This is a genomic window from Pseudanabaena sp. UWO310, from assembly GCF_006861605.1.
Lineage (GTDB): Bacteria > Cyanobacteriota > Cyanobacteriia > Pseudanabaenales > Pseudanabaenaceae > Pseudanabaena.
The window spans coordinates 1-16,618 of sequence record NZ_SELU01000028.1; the positions used below are offsets into that span (position 1 = coordinate 1).

A 16,618-nucleotide genomic window follows, 5' to 3' on the forward strand; every position below is an offset into this window, starting at 1 on the left:
TACATTCTTGCAACAATTCATCGAGCAGTTCTTTGCGTATATTCATCTGTTTTGGTGTTAGTAGTTGTGTGTCTAGATTGTCTCTCTGTATATATCCCAGACTTTACACAAAATACTCTACACTCTCCACGTTAAATCGCTTGACTGTTAACGCTCAAGGCTATAAGCGAGTAGACTATGCCTACAACGCGATTAGTCAAGTCATCAACAAATTTGGATAGTGATTAGTTTTTTTTGAAATTTGCAGGCGATCGCTTTTGAATTGATCAGTCATCGCTCTGTAATAGTTCACAAACTGAACAAGCGATTTTAAAATGGTATGGGCAAGAATCTACAAGCGATCGCTCTATTCAGGAATATCACCGAAAAGATCTTTGTATTTTTTTAGCAATGCCTCCGCCTGTCGTTGTGCTAGCTCAGCTTGTTGTTTAGCAAGTCTTTCCTGCTCAGCGATCGCTTTACCTTCTTGTATGCCCTGAGCTTTGCCTTCTTGTATACCTTCCTCTCTTGCCATTTCGATGACACCTTTCATATCTCGATAGTACTTTAAGCTGTTTTCATAGGCTTCTCTTTCTTCTGGGGAAAAGCTAGTAATCTGAGCTACTTCAAACAGTTGCATAAATACATTTTCTTGCAGAGGTAAAGGAGGCTCTTCCAAGTCAGGTAGATGTTTCAGCAGAAATAACCACTTGTCAAAGTGGTCATTTAGTTGGTCGATGGATTTTTTGAATTTTGGTAATTCGAGATAAATAAATTTGAGCTTCTCGTAGAAGACTTTGCAGTCTTGATCTTTTAGCTCAACGATATGTAACAAAGTGTCATCATTTTTATCTTCATCAAACACAAAGTCTAAAATACCGATTGTATAAACTGGAGCGAGTTTGTATTTCCAATCTCCCTTTTCAGCTTGCTCTTGGATCGGAAAAGACGAGTAGTAGATGCTGCGGTCTTTAAAGTAGTTGTGTTTAGCTTTTTGCATTTCGACAATAAATTTTTCGCCTTTTTCGCTTTCGCAATAAAGATCGAAGATCGCTTTGCGATCGCTTGGGGTATTGCCGAGATTTTCAGTGCTGCGGTAAGTTAGATCTTTGACCCGATGCTGGGAGGGTAAAATTACATTCAGAAAGTCAATTAACAAGTTTTTGTTTGGCTCTGTTCCAAATAGCCGATTGAAGCCAAAGTCTGTGAGTAGGTTGATGTAGCGATCGCGACTGTGGCGAGTTGAAAGAGGGTTAGACATGACTTTATCTTGAGTAGTTCGTTAGTTTTTTGCGAGAACTATAGTTTTTTAGAAATGTCTGCGAATTGATTCTATCAGTTCCTCCAGCGTTTTTGACTCTACACTGATTGGCGACCCTCTATAATCTTGTTACTGAGACAAATAACACCTACGACAATCTCAACCGCCTCACCAATATCACCCACAGCAATGGAACTGGTGCGATCGCATCCTACAGCCAAACCTACGATGAAGGTGACAGAATCACGGGTGTCACTGGTAATGATGGAAGTTCTAGTTATACCTATGACGACACCAATCAGCTAATTTCGGGTGAATATGATTTTCAAGACAATGAGAGTTATAGCTATGACAGCAATGGTAATAGAAAGAATAATGGCTATGTCACGGGTGTAAAACCAACTCTTGGAAGATAACAAATATCTCTATGAGTATGACATCGTGGGTAATAGAATCAAGCGTACTGATAAATCGACTAATGAGTTTATAAAAGATTTGTACAATCGAGGTGAAAAACAAAGTGGAGGATCAATTGAAATGATCCGTGTATGTACTGAAACCCCGAAACCCCGTATAATTGATGTCTTTGGCATCCTAAATATCAAAGATAAAGCAGGACAGAAATACTTTAACCGAGGTTACTAAAATGGATAAATATGAATATTGGTTTCTTGATGTTGCCGTTTATATGCATATAGGAGTGTGCTGGATTGTTCCTGATATTAGAGGGAATTTGGCAGTTAATCGAGCACCACTAGACTTGTCTCTACCAGAGATGGCAAAAGCCCTTGATAATTTATTCCAGAGAGGAGATATATTTGCTTACTCTAATGGAATCAGACCAGAGATGAGAGATATTCCATTTACACCAAATTTCGACGAAATTCTTGAGGCTTTAGAAGTAGGTTCAAGGTCTATAATTGGTAGCCATGGAGAAGGCTACGAAAATCTATTTTCATATGGTTTAACCAAACAGGGCGGAGAAAAATGGGAAAGATATTCTAATCCTACATGGGAAAATCTGTTAGAGAACTCAGCTTCTCAGATTGATGGTTATCCAAATTGGGAAGTAACGCTTATATGCTTAAGTAAGGATATACTGGAAGAGTATCTCGAAATTCAGACATATTTTTCTTTAGGATTCACTTGGATTCATTCTGGTGAAATTAAATGGGATATTGTTTCTCCTTGGAAGTATAGTTATTGGAGAACCTTTCCTCAAGCATATCGTGTAAGATACTTGGGAATCGAACCAGACCGAGAACCATATTGGTATATAACTCCTTCAGAGTATACAGAAGAGGAAAGAAAAGCTGACGCATGGTTGAAAGGTTTAAATAACTGGTATACAAATTATTTCAACGAAAATTAGCTCTCCCCCTGTCTAATCTCCTAAAGCACGAAGAAAGTAAAAGCTTTACATATTCCTTTGTTGTTTGGTTGTAATTAACGCTCTAAATTCAAAAAACAATTTCATAAACCATACAGCAACAAAGCGCAAAATGATAAAATCCATCAATGAGCTTTGACAACACCTGCAAATTCCTCGCCGAAACCTTCCCAGCGGCTCGCCAGTTGGCTACTGCGGAGACAGCACCTACAGTTATACCTATGACCTTGATGGTAGGATGTTGGCAGTCAGTAACGAAGGGACTCCTAATCTTCCCACGACGATCATGAGCTATAGCTACGACAATGTAGGCAATGTGTTATCGATGATCGACACCATCAATGGCAGTCTCGGTGTCGCGACTACCCGTGAGTATGATGCGTTAAATCGCTTGACTGTTAACGCTCAAGGCTATAAGCGGGTGAACTATGCTTACAATGCGATTAGTCAAGTCACCAACAAATATCGATACAGTGACAATAATCTTGTCGCTCAGACAAATAACACCTACGACGATCGCGATCGCCTCACCAATATCACGCACAGGAATGGAACTGGTGCGATCGCATCCTACAGCCAAACCTATAATCAAGGCGACAGGATCACAGGTGTTAGTAGCAATGATGGAAGTTCTAGTTATAACTATGACGACACCAATCAGCTAATTTCGGGTGAATATGATTTTCAAGACAATGAGAGTTATAGCTATGATGGCAATAGGAATAGAACTAATGATGGCTATGTCACGGGTGTAAATAATCAACTCTTGGAAGACAGCAAATATCTCTATAGGAAGAACGGCAAAAAAGGAACAGTTCACGCTATTCTAGACACTGGCTATGTCAACAGACGAGATTTGACTCATATTAGAGACTTTGGCGGTGTTCCACCAGGAGTATATGATATTTTAGAATTTGCTATCGATCCTGACTATGGTTATCGCTTAGATCGTCATGATTCTATTCCAAGAGACGATATCGATCAATATAATGGCAGATTTGGATATCGACTTCATTCCTATGGGAATTCGTCAGCAGGTTGCGTTACTGTCAAAGAAGGAAATTATTTTGATAGTGATACAAATGAAGACGAAGAGACTAAATCTATAGCTAGGCGAGTAAGAAAATTTATCAATAGAAAATCTATTCTTGTTACAGATAATTTTATTCCAAAGCCCAATCCTCAAGATAATTTATCTGCTTTCAAGTCTTTTGGTAGATCAGTTTTGAACACCCTGACTTACCCAACAGTGAAAAAATTTGGTGAGCTTGTTGTTAAGTAAATTGAAGTCAATCCGATGAAAATTTTAATTAAGTTAGTTGTAATATTTTTGACATTACTTATTGTGATATTTTCTATATACAATACATTTGATAATCATGGAATCATTTCTATTAATAGGCTTGACAATATGTCCGAACAGAATTTGTTTAGAGTAAAAAATAAAGATTTTACAGGGTTCATAGATATAAATGGAAAGCCGATAATTAAAATTGAAAAATTGTCTCCATATCAATACTTAAAAGATGATTTTCATAATGGATTAGCACCTGTTTGTGAAAAGCCTTCACAGGAATTTCGCGAAGAAAATTGCGTGTTTATAAATAAAGAAGGGAAAATAGCTATATCTTCAATATTTCTTAATGTTGGTAAATTTAATAATGGATTAGCTCCAGTTAGGGTTGATAGTATTTTTTCAGTGAGAGCATATTGGGGATATATTAATGAGTCTGGATGGTTTGTAATTGGAGCGAAATATAGTAGCGATGCTAATGGATTTCCACGCAACTTTAGCGAGGGATTGGCAACCGTGCACACTTCTGAAAACAACGATGTAAAACTTGAAGTTATTGATACTAATGGAAAAGTAGTAATTCAACCAAGTCCATTTTTTGGAGATATTTACGAATTCTCAGAAGGTCTAGCTGTATTTGCTACTCGTGAAGAAAAATCAAAATATGGATTTATTAATACAAAAGGTGAAATTGTAATTCCTTCAAAATATTTAAGGGCAGATTCTTTCTCAGAAGGTTTAGCCGTAGTTTCAAATACAATTCAAGATGAATTTAAAGATCGTCGAAATTATGGCTATATTGATAAAGATCAAAATTTAGTGATTCCTTTCTTATTCGATCAAGCGTTTCATTTTTCAGGCGGATTGGCTGCTGTAGAATTAGACGGTAAATGTGGATATATCAATAAATTTGGTAAATTTGAGATACCTAATATTTATAGATATTGTAATTCTTTTTCCGAAGATTTAGCGGCAGTTAAAATTAAAGATCTTTGGGGGTACATTGATAGAAATGACAAGTTAATTATTCCCTATAGATTCAGTAAAGCATTAAATTTTAGAGGAGGGCTAGCATCAGTAAGAGACCCAAGCCAAAGTATTGGAATCAAGAGTGAAGAATATTCTTATGACTATAATGATTTCGATGATGCAATTGATGCTTCTTATATTGATCGTAAAGGTATGTATGTATTTCAACCTAAAGTAGAGTAATTAATTTTCTTAGGATTGTTTCGAGTATAGAATCCCGATCGCAAAAATCATGCAAACAAAGCCCAAAATGATAAAATCCAGCAATGAGCTTTGACAACACCTGCAAATTCCTCGCCGAAACCTTCCCAACGACTTCGCCAGTTGGCTCTTGGGAAGCCCCATCAACCTCACCAAACTTTAACCATCCGAATTCCGGGTATGGCAACTATTCGTATAAAACTGTATCATGACATGCTTGAAAGCAATATATAGCAATACTTTCAGCGATTGATTTGAAATTGAAAAAATCTTGCACTAGAAATTCTTGAAAGTGAGCGATCAGCTATTTCTAGAATTTGGTGAGCAATCGCTATGGAATAGCGTCTGGGTCAATGCCAAGCGATCTGAGGTATGCGGCAAGTTTTTCTTTTTCATTACGCTCCTGCTCAGCGATCGCCTCTGCCTGTTCTTTAGCCAGCCGCTCCTGATCGGCAATAAAATTAGCTTGCTCAGCGAGCACAATACCTTGAGCTTTGCCTTCTTGTATACCTTCCTCTCTTGCCGTTTCGATGACACCTTTCATATCTCGATAGTACTTTAAGCTGTTTTCATAGGCTTCTCTTTCTTCTGGGGAAAAGCTAGTAATCTGAGCTACTTCAAACAGTTGCATAAATACATTTTCTTGCAGAGGTAAAGGAGGCTCTTCCAAGTCAGGTAGATGTTTCAGCAGAAATAACCACTTGTCAAAGTGGTCATTTAGTTGGTCGATGGATTTTTTGAATTTTGGTAATTCGAGATAAATAAATTTGAGCTTCTCGTAGAAGACTTTGCAGTCTTGATCTTTTAGCTCAACGATATGTAACAAAGTGTCATCATTTTTATCTTCATCAAACACAAAGTCTAAAATGCCGATTGTATAAACTGGAGCGAGTTTGTAGTTCCAATCTCCCTTTTCAGCTTGCTCTTGGATCGGAAAAGACGAGTAGTAGATGCTGCGGTCTTTAAAGTAGTTGTGTTTAGCTTTTTGCATTTCGACAATAAATTTTTCGCCTTTTTCGCTTTCGCAATAAAGATCGAAGATCGCTTTGCGATCGCTTGGGGTATTGCCGAGATTTTCAGTGCTGCGGTAGGTTAGATCTTTGACCCGATGCTGGGCGGGTAAAATTACATTCAGAAAGTCAATTAACAAGTTTTTGTTTGGCTCTGTTCCAAAAGTCAATTAACAAGTTTTTGTTTGGCTCTGTTCCAAATAGCCGATTGAAGCCAAAGTCTGTGAGTAGGTTGATGTAGCGATCGCGACTGTGGCGAGTTGAAAGAGGGTTAGACATGACTTTATCTTGAGTAGTTCGTTATTTTTTTGCGAGAACTATAGTTTTTTAGGAATGTCTGCTAATTGATTCTATCAGTTCCTCCAGCATTTTTGACTCTACACTGATTGGCGACCCTCTATAATCTTGTTGCTGAGACAAATCACACCTACGACAATCTCAACCGCCTCACCAATATTACTCACAGCAATGGAACTGGTGCGATTTGCTGAGACAAATAACACCTACGACAATCTCAACTGCCTCACCAATATCACTCACAGCAATGGAACTGGTGCGATCGCATCCTACGCTCCATTCATTCCATAGATAAAATCGCCTCTTGCTTGTTGATAGGTTTACGATTGTCTATTCATTTCATAAAAAAATGGGTGTTACATTTCATTAACGCATCCTACCAAACTATGAACACTACTTTGCAAGTAATGTTTTCTCTTCGTTTTTTCGTGGAAGAACTCTTGGATATTAACCTCTTGTCATCGTTACTACAATACTCAAATAACAAAAAGTGAGGTTTATAGATAGAAAATCGAATTCCCCATAATTACAATGTCTTTATAAAAGAATCAAGAAAAATATGATCGGAGAATACACTTTGTCGAAAGTAGTAGTTAGAATCTGGAAAGATGGCACAATAGGTCATCCCTTTTTTGGTGTTCGTGTTTGGGTGGAGGCAGAACCCTCTCTAATAGAAAACTCTGTGATTGATGCAATAGGTCAAGAAGTTAATACTGGACTAGGTGAGGTTAACTCTAGAACTCACGATGACTGGATTAATGCGGCAATTGAAGGGGCTAAAGAAACTTTAACTTATCTTGAAAGGTCATCATACAATAAATATTTTTTTGTAAAGATTACTAAGGTTATAGGAACTGAAGTTGATACTACAGAGGATTCCGTAAAAGTTGCTGCTTCGATTGCTACATGGAGAGCTATCAAGCCAAATTCCTCAGAGCCGATTCCTAAATTTGATCAACTTGAGAATATTTGGACTGTCGAATTTCCCTCACCTGTATAATTATTTCCCATATGTATTATGCTAAAAAAATTTCATAAGTCTTTATTCTTAAAGTTTCTATTCCTTATAGCTATTCTTATTCAATCATGTGGTGATATTACTTCAGGAGAGAAAGTACTTGTTGCTCCATCTGGGGTATATATCCTAAAGGCAACTGTCAAATCTAAAAATGATGACTCTCGTGAAAATCCCAGATACTTCTGGTTTGTATCAATACACGACAAACAGAATAACCTTATATATGAAGATAAAGATTCAGATTTTGTGGGTTATCTCAACATTAAGATTGCTTGGGATGAAAATGATAGAGCTTGGGTTTATAATACTGATAATTCTCAAATTTTTTTCTGGGGAAAAGTTTCCAATAAATGGATAAAAAACAATTGGGATGCAGACAAGACTAAAATGATTCAACGTAAAATTTATCCACCAAAATTTTAATAATTTAAAAAAAATACTATGAAAAAAATACTGGTATTGTCCACTTACAGGTAAAGTTGAAATAATAAGAGCCGCAGTCTAACACAAGCAACTCTGTCAAGTTTATGGATAGAAAACTAAAATTAGACATTGTTTTTGTTATAGCATTATCTATTTTCCTCAACTCTTGCCAAGTTTCAATAAATCAGCCTACTGAAACAGATAGAAGATTACAGCGAGTTGAGCAACTGGAGCAAAAAGACGATTTATCGAAAGACGAGATTATTGAAATTCTTTCATTCGCAGCATTAGACAACAAGCTATTTCTCAGTCAAAGAGCATCAGGAGTACTTTCTTCATATTCAAGCTATGAAAACTTATACTTAATTGTAGACCAGCATCTTGCGAAATCTTCTAGTGAAAAGGAATTCAATCGTTCCTTATCTCTCTCTTTAGGTATGCTTATGGATTTAATCTCTATAGAATCTGGTAAGTCAGAGAGCACTGTCCCAGATCATCTCCTTGAAAACCATGAAAATTTTCATGATCTAGAAGTGCGCAAAAAAATAATTGGAGCTTGGTATGATTATTTGAGAAAAAAGAAATCCCAAATAAAAACTAGTGAATGGAATCAACGTCATAACATGTGGAAGCAACGCCAAAAAATTATACAGTCAAGCTTATGATGACAATTAACGCTCCCAGCGAAATTTTCGTTCTGACTCTTGAATTGGTAAATCGTTGATGCTAGCAAATCGACGCATCATCAGACCATTTTCTGCAAATTCCCAGTTCTCATTGCCGTAAGCACGATACCAAGAACCAGCTTCATCTTGCCACTCATACTCAAAGCGCACGGCAATCCGATTATCCATAAAGCACCAAAGCTCTTTCTTCAAACGATAGTCTAGTTCCTTTGCCCATTTGCGTTTGAGAAAATCTCTGATCGCATCCCGCCCGTTCAAAAATTCCGATCGATTCCGCCATTCTGAATCTTCTGTGTAGGCAAGGGCAACTCGTTCGGGATCGCGGGTATTCCATGCATCTTCTGCTGCCTGTACCTTGGCTTTGGCGGTTTCGAGCGTAAAAGGAGGGAGTGGGGGCTTAGTTTCCATAGTTTTTTTAATATTGATAAAAAGTTAATTGAAAGTTCTAAAATTTTAATGCAAAAATTCAAGGCGAACTGCTGTAGGAAGCGATCGCATTTTCGATAAATTGCTGCCAAGTCTCGTTGGGATGCCAGATAGTCGTCATTAACTGATAGGCTTCTGGCTCTGAGACACCCATGATCAAGCGACGATAGAGATAAACAAACGCTGATACCCGCATATTCATAGCACAGTGAACGAAGATTGGTCTTTCCCTATGCGCTTGCATCACATCACAAAACTTAGTGAAGTCAGCTATTGTAGGGCTATCCCAAACTACGGGAATATTAATATAATCCATTCCTAAACCACGAACGATCGCTGGTTCATTGGGCAAAGCATTGGAGGCATTGGGGGGCGCTAAGTTGAGAACCGTTTGATACCCTGCATGGCGAATCAAGGAGAATTCCTCAGCAGTTGGTTGTCCGCTTGTCGCCAATTGATCTGAGATATACCGATAGTTCAGAATATCATCTAAGCCTTTTTTGGGTTGTAGGCGAGATTTGACGATCTGCCATGTTGATCGCCCATACAAGACAATATTACTCAAAACGCTTTTAATTTTCATGTTTTTAAAATTTGTGTAGGACACAAAACCATAGGAATGATTGGCGGCGCTTTACGCAGCCAATCATCCCTATGGTAGAAGATCTTCTAATTCATGGATTTTTGCCAGCAGCACATCCACCTCTGCTTGGGAATAGCGCATAGGAATATGTTGCGGACAATTCCAATCCCAACCTTCAATCTCAAATACGATTGCGCGTTCTACTACTGCTGCATAACTGGGATCTTTTACCTGCGAGAGAATTGTAGGATCGTTTTCAACAATACGAGCGCGTCCGAGAATCTTGAGGCGGCGACGGTGGCGATAATCCATCAAAAATAAAAAGGCTTTATCATTTTCCGAAAGATTCCCTACGGAAATATATTGAACGTTACCGCGAAAATCGGCAAATCCCAGAGTTCGCTCGTCAAGAATCTTTAAAAATCCTGCCTTACCACCACGAAACTGAATATAAGGATATCCATTGGCAGTAACCGTACCAAGGTAAAAGCCCTCCATGCTAGCAATAAATTCTGCTAAGTCGGGAGTAATGGTATTATTATCTGCACCCTGATCGACAAAGCGCTGGTAATTCTCGCGAGAACCCATTCTCTCTTGCATTGCTTGTACTGCTGGAGTAAAAGCGATCGTACCAAATTGACGGGGCATAGTTTAACTCCTCATGAATTAAGAGAGCAGAATAAAGAAAGCTTGTAATATAGCCTTACTCGTAGATGGCGATCTAAGACTACTAGAGATTGCCAAGATTCTATTCATCGTTATGCCATTGGAATATAGCCTGAAAGATCTTTAATTCTTTCCATCCAATTTAGGATGTTAGAATAAGACGCGATATCGATTTTACCATCTTTAGCGAGTGAAAGATAGGGATAGATGGCAATATCTGCAACTGTGGGGCGATCGCATTCTAGCCAATGTCTCTCACTTAGATGCTGATCGATTTGCTGAAGAATGAAAATTGACTTTTGTGTGGCTCGTTCGATATTAATATTCGTTCCTGCGCCAAACAGATGGAACAGTCTTGCACTCTCAAGCCCTTGACGCACTTCACCTGCTGCCGTTGATAGCCAGCGCATTACCCTTGCCATCAGCAAAGCATCCGTCGGGAGCCATTGCTCGCCACCGTATTTTCGCGCCAAGTAAACAAGGATAGCCTGAGCATCCGCCAAATTCGTATCCCCATCCACTAGTAGAGGCACTTGCCCAAAGGGATTCTTTGCCAAATACTCAGTTGACTTCTGCTCACCCTTCAGGAGATCGACTCTAACCCATTCATAATCAAGGTTGAGTAGCGACAGCATCAAGCTTACTTTGTAACAATTACCCGATATTTCGTGACCATATAGCTTAATCATAGTTTTTTAATGGTGAGAAGGAACGAGGAAATATTTTTTATGCCGTTCATTCAGCACGAAATTATTGTACCGTTCGTTCGGTACAATTGTCAATGGATGCATTAAAACTTTTTTGGATAGGGGTGGCTAGGCGCAATTAAATATAAAACCCCAAAACCTGTAGCACACACTGCGCCTGCGCTACAGGTAAAGAAGGCTTAGTCAAGCTTTCTATGGTAAATGTTGTATATTGAAATGATGCTTTAGTAAGTTTTTGAGTAAATGAGTAGGATCAAGCAAATAAATCGTCTGCAAGCACAAATTATCAACAACGCCCAAGGTCGTGTTCAAGAAAATATAGAACTTGGCACGGAACTTGGCACGGAATTGTGCGTAGTGGCAGCTTTCTACCATTTCACGGACTTGCCAGATTATGAATCGTTGCAGGCTCCCCTCAAACAGTTTTGCGCCGATCGCCAATTAAAAGGCACAATCCTTTTAGCTAAGGAAGGAATCAACTCGACGATCGCAGGTAAACGCGAAGCGATTGATGCTCTATTAGCTTATCTGCGGAGCGATCCGCGCCTTCAAGATTTGGAGCATAAAGAATCTTATTGTCAGGGGATTCCATTTCAACGCATGAAAGTCCGACTCAAAAAAGAGATTGTAACTTTAGGCGTTCCCGATATCGATCCCAGACACCGAGTTGGGAAATACGTGGAGCCAAAGGATTGGAATGCCTTAATTGCCGATCCTGAGGTGATTGTAATCGATACGCGCAATAGCTACGAAGTTGAATTTGGAACATTCAAAGGCGCGGTCGATCCGAATATAGAAGTCTTTGGACAATTCCCTAACTACGTCAAGGAGCAACTCGATCCTGAGAAACATCAAAAAGTTGCTATGTTCTGTACGGGAGGAATTCGTTGTGAAAAGGCTAGTGCCTATATGTTATCGCAGGGTTTTAGGGAGGTATATCACCTGAAGGGGGGCATTCTCAAATATATCGAAGAAGTTCCGCCAGAAGAAAGCGTTTGGGAAGGAGAATGTTTCGTCTTTGATGATCGTGTTAGCATTGATAGAATTTAGCAGGGATTGACGATTAACTCGTCGGGAATGACGACCCAAACGCAGTACTTGTTAGCGTCGGGTACGATCAAGATTGCCATGCCCAAGTCTAGATCTCTTCGGCATCCTGCAATGGCATCGGTGAGGCTGTTATAGGCTTTATCGATGACAAAGATTTTGCCCAAATACATAATTGCTTTTTCTGTGCCAGCAATTGTATTAATCATGATCGAGCGAACTTGGTTTAGGGAATTAAGAATCATGGCGTTAGTAGGATTGTTAATGAGATTGTTAGTGCGCTAAAGGTATTTCTCTATGGTTATGAGTATCGCTTTAAAATTTTTTTGCTGCTGCGATCGCAAATCTTCGATCCTGTGATGTTGATGTTGTAAAAATGCGATCGAAATCACAAAAAAAACCGAAGAAGATCGCTAATTTTTAGTCCATTCGAGTTAAGTTGGCAAGTTTTAAAAGCCCAAAAGTAAAAGCCTTGCGTAGCAAGGCTTTTACTTTTGGGCTTTGAGAAAGGGTTTGCGTAGCAAACCCTTTCTCAAAGCCAGTTTCAAGTTATCCCGAACTCATGTTAAGTAAGTGGGCATAATTAAAATCCAGAGCTAAAACCTGCGGCGAACGCGCAGCGTTCGCCGCAGGTTTTAGGGTTTTATATTTAATTAAGCCCACTTACTTGTAGCAATCCTAAATGAGTTGAGAGGAGCCGAAGGCTTATTTGATTGCTATAGAGAGGTGGCGCAAAGCGCCACCTCTCTATTAAGTGTCATAATCCTAAATATTTTGCAAAAAGCCCTGACAATTAACTTGCGAGGACGTTAAGGAAGTGCAAAAATATTGAAGTTAGTATTGGCTGAAATGATTATGCTCGGTAAAACCCTGACTGGGCGCTATAAGATCGTTAAGATGCTTGGCGGAGGTGGCTTTAGCCAAACATTTATTGCAGAAGATGGATATTTGCCCGATCGCCCAGCCTGCGTGATCAAGCAACTTAAGCCTGCCTCATCCCAAGCAGAAATTTTAAAAATCTCCCGTGAACTATTTGATAAAGAGGCAAAGGTGCTTTATCGATTGGGTAAGCACGATTGCATTCCCAGTTTACTGGCTCACTTTGAAGAGGATGAAGAGTTTTTTCTCGCCCAAGAACTCATTGAAGGTGATGTTTTAACCCAAGAGATTAAGCGCGGTCAATGTTTGGGCGAGCAATATACGATTGATTTTCTAACGGATATTCTCCCTACCCTTGATTTTGTTCATCAACAACAGGTGATTCATCGGGATCTCAAACCTAGCAATCTGATTCGGCGTACCAGCGATAAGAAGATCGTCTTGATTGATTTTGGTGCAGTCAAAGAGGTTAGTACCCAGCCGATCAGCCAGTTAGGCAATACCAACACTTCGAGCTTAGTGATTGGCTCCCCCGGCTATATGCCAAACGAGCAATATAGTGGCAAGACAATGTATGCCAGTGATATCTATGCGATCGGGATGATTGCTTTGCAAGCCCTGACGGGATTATCGCCCAATCAGATTCCTGAAGATCCGATAACAAGCGAGTTTTGCTGGCGCGATCTTGCCAAAGTTACCCCAACCTTGGCGGAAGTAATCGATAAAATGGTGCGTTTTGACTTTCGGCAGCGCTATCAATCGGCGAGTGAAGTTTTAGATGCGCTCCAACCCCTGTTAACGCGATCGCTCGCTCACACGATTCTCAGTGTAGTGACTCCATCGGTTGATGCATCTCCAAATCCTATTCCCGCGCATACGGTCAAAAGTCCGATCGATCAGCTGATCGATGATGTCTCCGATGATTTAGAAATGTGTGAAGATCCCGTCAGGGCAAAGAAGCTCGTATGCCTCGTTTGTACGGGTATTCTGGAAAATGATCTCAACCGTTTAAATAATTTTAGTTTTGGGGAATTACTTCAGGACATATATCAGCAATATCCCACGATCGAATTGCTTAAAGAGAACTTAGTTAAGGCAGTTAAAACAATTGACGTACAAAAGCAGCGCCAATATTTAATCGTGGCGAAGATCGTTTTTAATGCCGCATCACAGATGTATCAAAAAACAGCAGCGATCGCCGCGCCTGTCGCTTCCCCTCCATCTATTCTTCCATCTCCACCTAGTCGTCCAGAAGTTTATTCAGTTAATCATCTAGTAATTAATGCAGATTCGGCGCAACTGATCGCTCCGATTGATAATTCTTACAATAGTTTAGAACCAGTGGCATCTGAACCAGAGGCAGTTAATGTAACTTCCATGCAAATGAGTTCGGAATTGGGCATAGTTGGTCATGAAATAGCAGCGATCGATCCCTATACCTATGATGAATCGGATGTTTATGCATGGGTTGCCCATGACATTGACACCGATACCCAGCAAATGCGGCTCAAAAAGCTGTTATTTTATACCTACCAAGATGTATGGGAGAGCGATCTCCGCCAGTTGAACAGTATAAATTGGACAAATTTACTAAGAGAACTAGTTTCCTTTGTGCCCACATTTGCCCAGTTGACCGCATTGATTCAAGGGGCTGTCCAAAGAGTTTCTAAGCCTACGGAGTATTTAGCGATCGGTAATTTATTGTTGATCAAGTTAGAACCGCTTTACCCCGATCGCGCTATAGAGGCAACCAGCAATTCACCGCAAACGGAATTGCCAACCGAATTACCAACAGAATCATCAATGGATTTACAAGGTCCTAGCAAGAGTCCCTGCAAGATTCCCTTTAATCCCCAAATTGCTAGCGATCTATTTGATCTAAGGCTAGAACTAATGCGATTTACCAGTTCTATGCGAGCCAAGATTTTACTTTTTTCCGTACTCTACTATCCCTTCGATCCTGATCGCGATAATTGGCAAGATTTACGCAGTCATGGACTAGATGGGCTGCTGCGACAATTTTTTTATGCCTATGCATCCTTTGATAGGGCGGAAAAATCAATCTGGCAAACGGCGCGATCGCTAAGTGAACCGAATGCTTACGATCAATCAGCTAGCTATATCCTGCAAGCCGTTAGTTCTCTCTACGATCTGCTTGAGGTTAAATCGATGCAACATCCTGCGGAAGGTCGTCAATCGCCCTCTGACGATACGGACTTTACCCAGCCTAGTTTGATCTTTCGCAACAGTGACGATGATGACACTTGTCAGTTTATCTAGAGAATGGCGGCACTTTGCGCCGCTATTCTCTAGATAAACATGGATTCGCTAGCGCTCAATTTATTTTCTGGTTCGTTTTCATCCCGTCACCCATCCTGTAAACGGATAGGGTGCAGGACTTCCCACTCACATTAGTTAAAAGGATCGATCGGTATGGATGCAGCGCTCACTTCTCAAGATATCCTGCGACGTTATGCCCAAGGCGATCGCGACTTTAGCGGATGCAATCTGAGTGGCATTAAACTTAGTGGGGCAAATCTCAGCCGTACAGATTGGCTTGATGTCAACTTATCCAAAGCCTATCTCAATAGTACGGTTCTGACCTTTGCCTGTTTAACTCGGGCAAATCTGCGTGGAGCTTTGATGGTAGGGGCAAATCTCTGTGGTGCAAATCTCAATCAAGCCAGCCTGAGTAACGTCAATTTGTCTAATGCCGATCTTCATGGTGCTAGCTTGCAAGGAACGACGTTATTTGGTGCAAACCTGAGCCTTGCTAACTTGATGGATGCGAACTTAATTGATGCGGATATGCGGACGATTAACTTGAGTGGGGCAAATCTGGGTGGTGCTTGTATGCGCGGCGCAAATCTCAGGCAAGAGCGAGCGGTTGGCGATCGGGATGAAATCGATGTCAGTAGAAAGAAACGGAGCATCGCTAGTTTGATCGGAGCAAACCTCTCTGGGGCAGATCTGCGGGGAGCAAATCTATCGGGAGCCGATCTCTATAAGGCGGATCTGCGCGGAGCAAACTTGCAAGAGGCAACCCTCAGTGGCGCGAACCTCAGCGAAGCCAAGTTAAATAATGCTCACTTGCAGGGCGTATTCCTAACTGAGGCAAATCTCAGCAGTGCTAGTCTTGCGGGCGCAGTTTTAAATAATGCCAAACTAGAACGCGCTATCTTAATTGATGCTGACTTTAACGGGGTTGCCCTCAATGGTGCAATCATGGCAGATATTAAAGCCAGTCGAGTACAGATGCAAGGAGCCGATCTGACGGATGCCAAGTTATCCCGTGCCGATCTCAGCCGCGCCAATCTGAGGGGAGCGATTATGATCAGAGCAAATCTGATCGAAGCTTATCTCGCAAGGACAAATCTAGCAGAGACCGATCTCACGGACGCAATTCTCAACCGTGCCGAGTTGAGTAGTGCTAATCTCGTCGGCGCAATTCTCAAAGGCGCAACCCTTCCAGATGGGAAAGTTCATAGATAGGAGAAGCCACTCGCAGGATCCAAAATATAAGAGAGCTAAAAAATTTACTTTATATCTAATACGAAGTTAAGAAATGGCTACGCCATTTCTTAACTTCGTATAAAACCTGCACCGCAGGTTTTAGGTTTTATATTTAATTAAGCCCACTTACTTATACAGCGCTTTGCACTCAAACCCAAACCAAGAAAATTTTTAAAAGCTTTGCAAAGCAAAGCTTTCAAAAATTTTCT

The 16,618-nt window shown here is 40.3% G+C and carries 17 protein-coding genes and 1 pseudogene; 11 read left to right on the forward strand and 7 right to left on the reverse strand.

Features of this window, described 5'->3' with window-relative positions:
* Nucleotides 1-346: 346 nt before the first annotated feature.
* Entirely contained in the window at nt 347-1,240 is an 894-nt protein-coding gene (locus tag PseudUWO310_RS10950; protein WP_142601078.1) for an Rpn family recombination-promoting nuclease/putative transposase, read from the reverse strand.
* 107 nt (nt 1,241-1,347) lie between these two features.
* On the opposite strand from PseudUWO310_RS10950, the gene PseudUWO310_RS10955 reads away from it, so the two are divergent.
* From PseudUWO310_RS10955 to PseudUWO310_RS10970, 4 genes are all read left to right on the forward strand, one after another.
* Nucleotides 1,348-1,656, forward strand: coding sequence for a hypothetical protein (locus PseudUWO310_RS10955; RefSeq protein ID WP_142601080.1), 309 nt, complete (start codon nt 1,348-1,350; stop codon nt 1,654-1,656).
* A 230-nt stretch (nt 1,657-1,886) separates the two neighbouring features.
* Complete coding sequence (locus PseudUWO310_RS10960) at nt 1,887-2,612, forward strand: hypothetical protein (RefSeq protein WP_142601082.1); 726 nt, start codon at nt 1,887-1,889, stop codon at nt 2,610-2,612.
* Between the two features lie 256 nt (nt 2,613-2,868).
* Complete coding sequence (locus PseudUWO310_RS10965) at nt 2,869-3,912, forward strand: DUF2778 domain-containing protein (RefSeq protein ID WP_142601084.1); 1,044 nt, start codon at nt 2,869-2,871, stop codon at nt 3,910-3,912.
* 15 nt (nt 3,913-3,927) lie between these two features.
* Nucleotides 3,928-5,136, forward strand: a complete 1,209-nt coding sequence (locus PseudUWO310_RS10970; RefSeq protein WP_142601087.1) for a WG repeat-containing protein — start codon at nt 3,928-3,930, stop codon at nt 5,134-5,136.
* 349 nt (nt 5,137-5,485) lie between these two features.
* On the opposite strand, the pseudogene PseudUWO310_RS10975 reads toward PseudUWO310_RS10970, so the two are convergent.
* A pseudogene (locus tag PseudUWO310_RS10975) lies at nt 5,486-6,443 on the reverse strand (Rpn family recombination-promoting nuclease/putative transposase).
* 126 nt (nt 6,444-6,569) lie between these two features.
* Here PseudUWO310_RS10975 and PseudUWO310_RS10980 point away from each other — a divergent pair.
* The 4 genes from PseudUWO310_RS10980 to PseudUWO310_RS10995 all read left to right on the forward strand — a co-directional run bounded on the left by PseudUWO310_RS10980 (nt 6,570) and on the right by PseudUWO310_RS10995 (nt 8,567).
* Complete coding sequence (locus tag PseudUWO310_RS10980; RefSeq protein ID WP_142601089.1) at nt 6,570-6,752, forward strand: hypothetical protein; 183 nt, start codon at nt 6,570-6,572, stop codon at nt 6,750-6,752.
* A gap of 268 nt (nt 6,753-7,020) precedes the next feature.
* Nucleotides 7,021-7,461 (forward strand): hypothetical protein, encoded by a 441-nt coding sequence (locus PseudUWO310_RS10985; protein ID WP_142601092.1) that lies wholly within the window; start codon nt 7,021-7,023, stop codon nt 7,459-7,461.
* Between the two features lie 18 nt (nt 7,462-7,479).
* Nucleotides 7,480-7,902, forward strand: coding sequence for a hypothetical protein (locus PseudUWO310_RS10990; protein WP_142601094.1), 423 nt, complete (start codon nt 7,480-7,482; stop codon nt 7,900-7,902).
* A 104-nt stretch (nt 7,903-8,006) separates the two neighbouring features.
* Nucleotides 8,007-8,567: a hypothetical protein gene (locus PseudUWO310_RS10995; protein WP_055073658.1), complete on the forward strand. Its 561-nt coding sequence runs from the start codon at nt 8,007-8,009 to the stop codon at nt 8,565-8,567.
* A 6-nt stretch (nt 8,568-8,573) separates the two neighbouring features.
* Here the strand turns inward: PseudUWO310_RS10995 and PseudUWO310_RS11000 are convergent, their stop codons facing one another.
* From PseudUWO310_RS11000 to PseudUWO310_RS11015, 4 genes are all read right to left on the reverse strand, one after another.
* Nucleotides 8,574-8,996, reverse strand: coding sequence for a DUF1348 family protein (locus tag PseudUWO310_RS11000; protein WP_142601096.1), 423 nt, complete (start codon nt 8,994-8,996; stop codon nt 8,574-8,576).
* Between the two features lie 58 nt (nt 8,997-9,054).
* A complete protein-coding gene (locus tag PseudUWO310_RS11005) occupies nt 9,055-9,597 on the reverse strand; it encodes a protein tyrosine phosphatase family protein (protein ID WP_142601098.1) in 543 nt (180 codons plus the stop codon).
* Between the two features lie 69 nt (nt 9,598-9,666).
* Complete coding sequence (locus PseudUWO310_RS11010) at nt 9,667-10,245, reverse strand: pyridoxamine 5'-phosphate oxidase family protein (protein ID WP_142601101.1); 579 nt, start codon at nt 10,243-10,245, stop codon at nt 9,667-9,669.
* Nucleotides 10,246-10,355: 110 nt separating this feature from the next.
* Nucleotides 10,356-10,952, reverse strand: a complete 597-nt coding sequence (locus tag PseudUWO310_RS11015) for a glutathione S-transferase family protein (RefSeq protein ID WP_142601104.1) — start codon at nt 10,950-10,952, stop codon at nt 10,356-10,358.
* Nucleotides 10,953-11,213: 261 nt separating this feature from the next.
* Between PseudUWO310_RS11015 and PseudUWO310_RS11020 the strand changes: the two genes are divergently transcribed.
* Nucleotides 11,214-12,020, forward strand: a complete 807-nt coding sequence (locus PseudUWO310_RS11020) for a rhodanese-related sulfurtransferase (protein ID WP_142601107.1) — start codon at nt 11,214-11,216, stop codon at nt 12,018-12,020.
* Here the strand turns inward: PseudUWO310_RS11020 and PseudUWO310_RS11025 are convergent.
* On the reverse strand, nt 12,017-12,262 hold the full coding sequence (locus tag PseudUWO310_RS11025; protein ID WP_009625854.1) for a hypothetical protein: 246 nt from the start codon (nt 12,260-12,262) through the stop codon (nt 12,017-12,019). The two genes, PseudUWO310_RS11020 and PseudUWO310_RS11025, sit on opposite strands and share 4 nt — an antisense overlap.
* 583 nt (nt 12,263-12,845) lie before the next feature.
* Between PseudUWO310_RS11025 and PseudUWO310_RS11030 the strand changes: the two genes are divergently transcribed.
* Both PseudUWO310_RS11030 and PseudUWO310_RS11035 read left to right on the forward strand, forming a co-directional pair.
* A complete protein-coding gene (locus PseudUWO310_RS11030) occupies nt 12,846-15,176 on the forward strand; it encodes a serine/threonine-protein kinase (RefSeq protein ID WP_142601110.1) in 2,331 nt (776 codons plus the stop codon).
* A 153-nt stretch (nt 15,177-15,329) separates the two neighbouring features.
* Nucleotides 15,330-16,388 (forward strand): pentapeptide repeat-containing protein, encoded by a 1,059-nt coding sequence (locus tag PseudUWO310_RS11035; RefSeq protein ID WP_142601113.1) that lies wholly within the window; start codon nt 15,330-15,332, stop codon nt 16,386-16,388.
* The last annotated feature ends 230 nt before the right edge of the window (nt 16,389-16,618 follow it).

Bases quoted from the DNA above. Each gene is read 5' to 3' on its own strand.
- PseudUWO310_RS10950 (WP_142601078.1), bottom strand. From the start codon at position 1,240: ATGTCTAACCCTCTTTCAACTCGCCACAGTCGCGATCGCTACATCAAC.
- PseudUWO310_RS10960 (WP_142601082.1), top strand. From the start codon at position 1,887: ATGGATAAATATGAATATTGGTTTCTTGATGTTGCCGTTTATATGCAT.
- PseudUWO310_RS10965 (WP_142601084.1), top strand. From the start codon at position 2,869: ATGTTGGCAGTCAGTAACGAAGGGACTCCTAATCTTCCCACGACGATC.
- PseudUWO310_RS10970 (WP_142601087.1), top strand. From the start codon at position 3,928: ATGAAAATTTTAATTAAGTTAGTTGTAATATTTTTGACATTACTTATT.
- PseudUWO310_RS10985 (WP_142601092.1), top strand. From the start codon at position 7,021: ATGATCGGAGAATACACTTTGTCGAAAGTAGTAGTTAGAATCTGGAAA.
- PseudUWO310_RS10990 (WP_142601094.1), top strand. From the start codon at position 7,480: ATGCTAAAAAAATTTCATAAGTCTTTATTCTTAAAGTTTCTATTCCTT.
- PseudUWO310_RS10995 (WP_055073658.1), top strand. From the start codon at position 8,007: ATGGATAGAAAACTAAAATTAGACATTGTTTTTGTTATAGCATTATCT.
- PseudUWO310_RS11000 (WP_142601096.1), bottom strand. From the start codon at position 8,996: ATGGAAACTAAGCCCCCACTCCCTCCTTTTACGCTCGAAACCGCCAAA.
- PseudUWO310_RS11005 (WP_142601098.1), bottom strand. From the start codon at position 9,597: ATGAAAATTAAAAGCGTTTTGAGTAATATTGTCTTGTATGGGCGATCA.
- PseudUWO310_RS11010 (WP_142601101.1), bottom strand. From the start codon at position 10,245: ATGCCCCGTCAATTTGGTACGATCGCTTTTACTCCAGCAGTACAAGCA.
- PseudUWO310_RS11015 (WP_142601104.1), bottom strand. From the start codon at position 10,952: ATGATTAAGCTATATGGTCACGAAATATCGGGTAATTGTTACAAAGTA.
- PseudUWO310_RS11020 (WP_142601107.1), top strand. From the start codon at position 11,214: ATGAGTAGGATCAAGCAAATAAATCGTCTGCAAGCACAAATTATCAAC.
- PseudUWO310_RS11025 (WP_009625854.1), bottom strand. From the start codon at position 12,262: ATGATTCTTAATTCCCTAAACCAAGTTCGCTCGATCATGATTAATACA.
- PseudUWO310_RS11035 (WP_142601113.1), top strand. From the start codon at position 15,330: ATGGATGCAGCGCTCACTTCTCAAGATATCCTGCGACGTTATGCCCAA.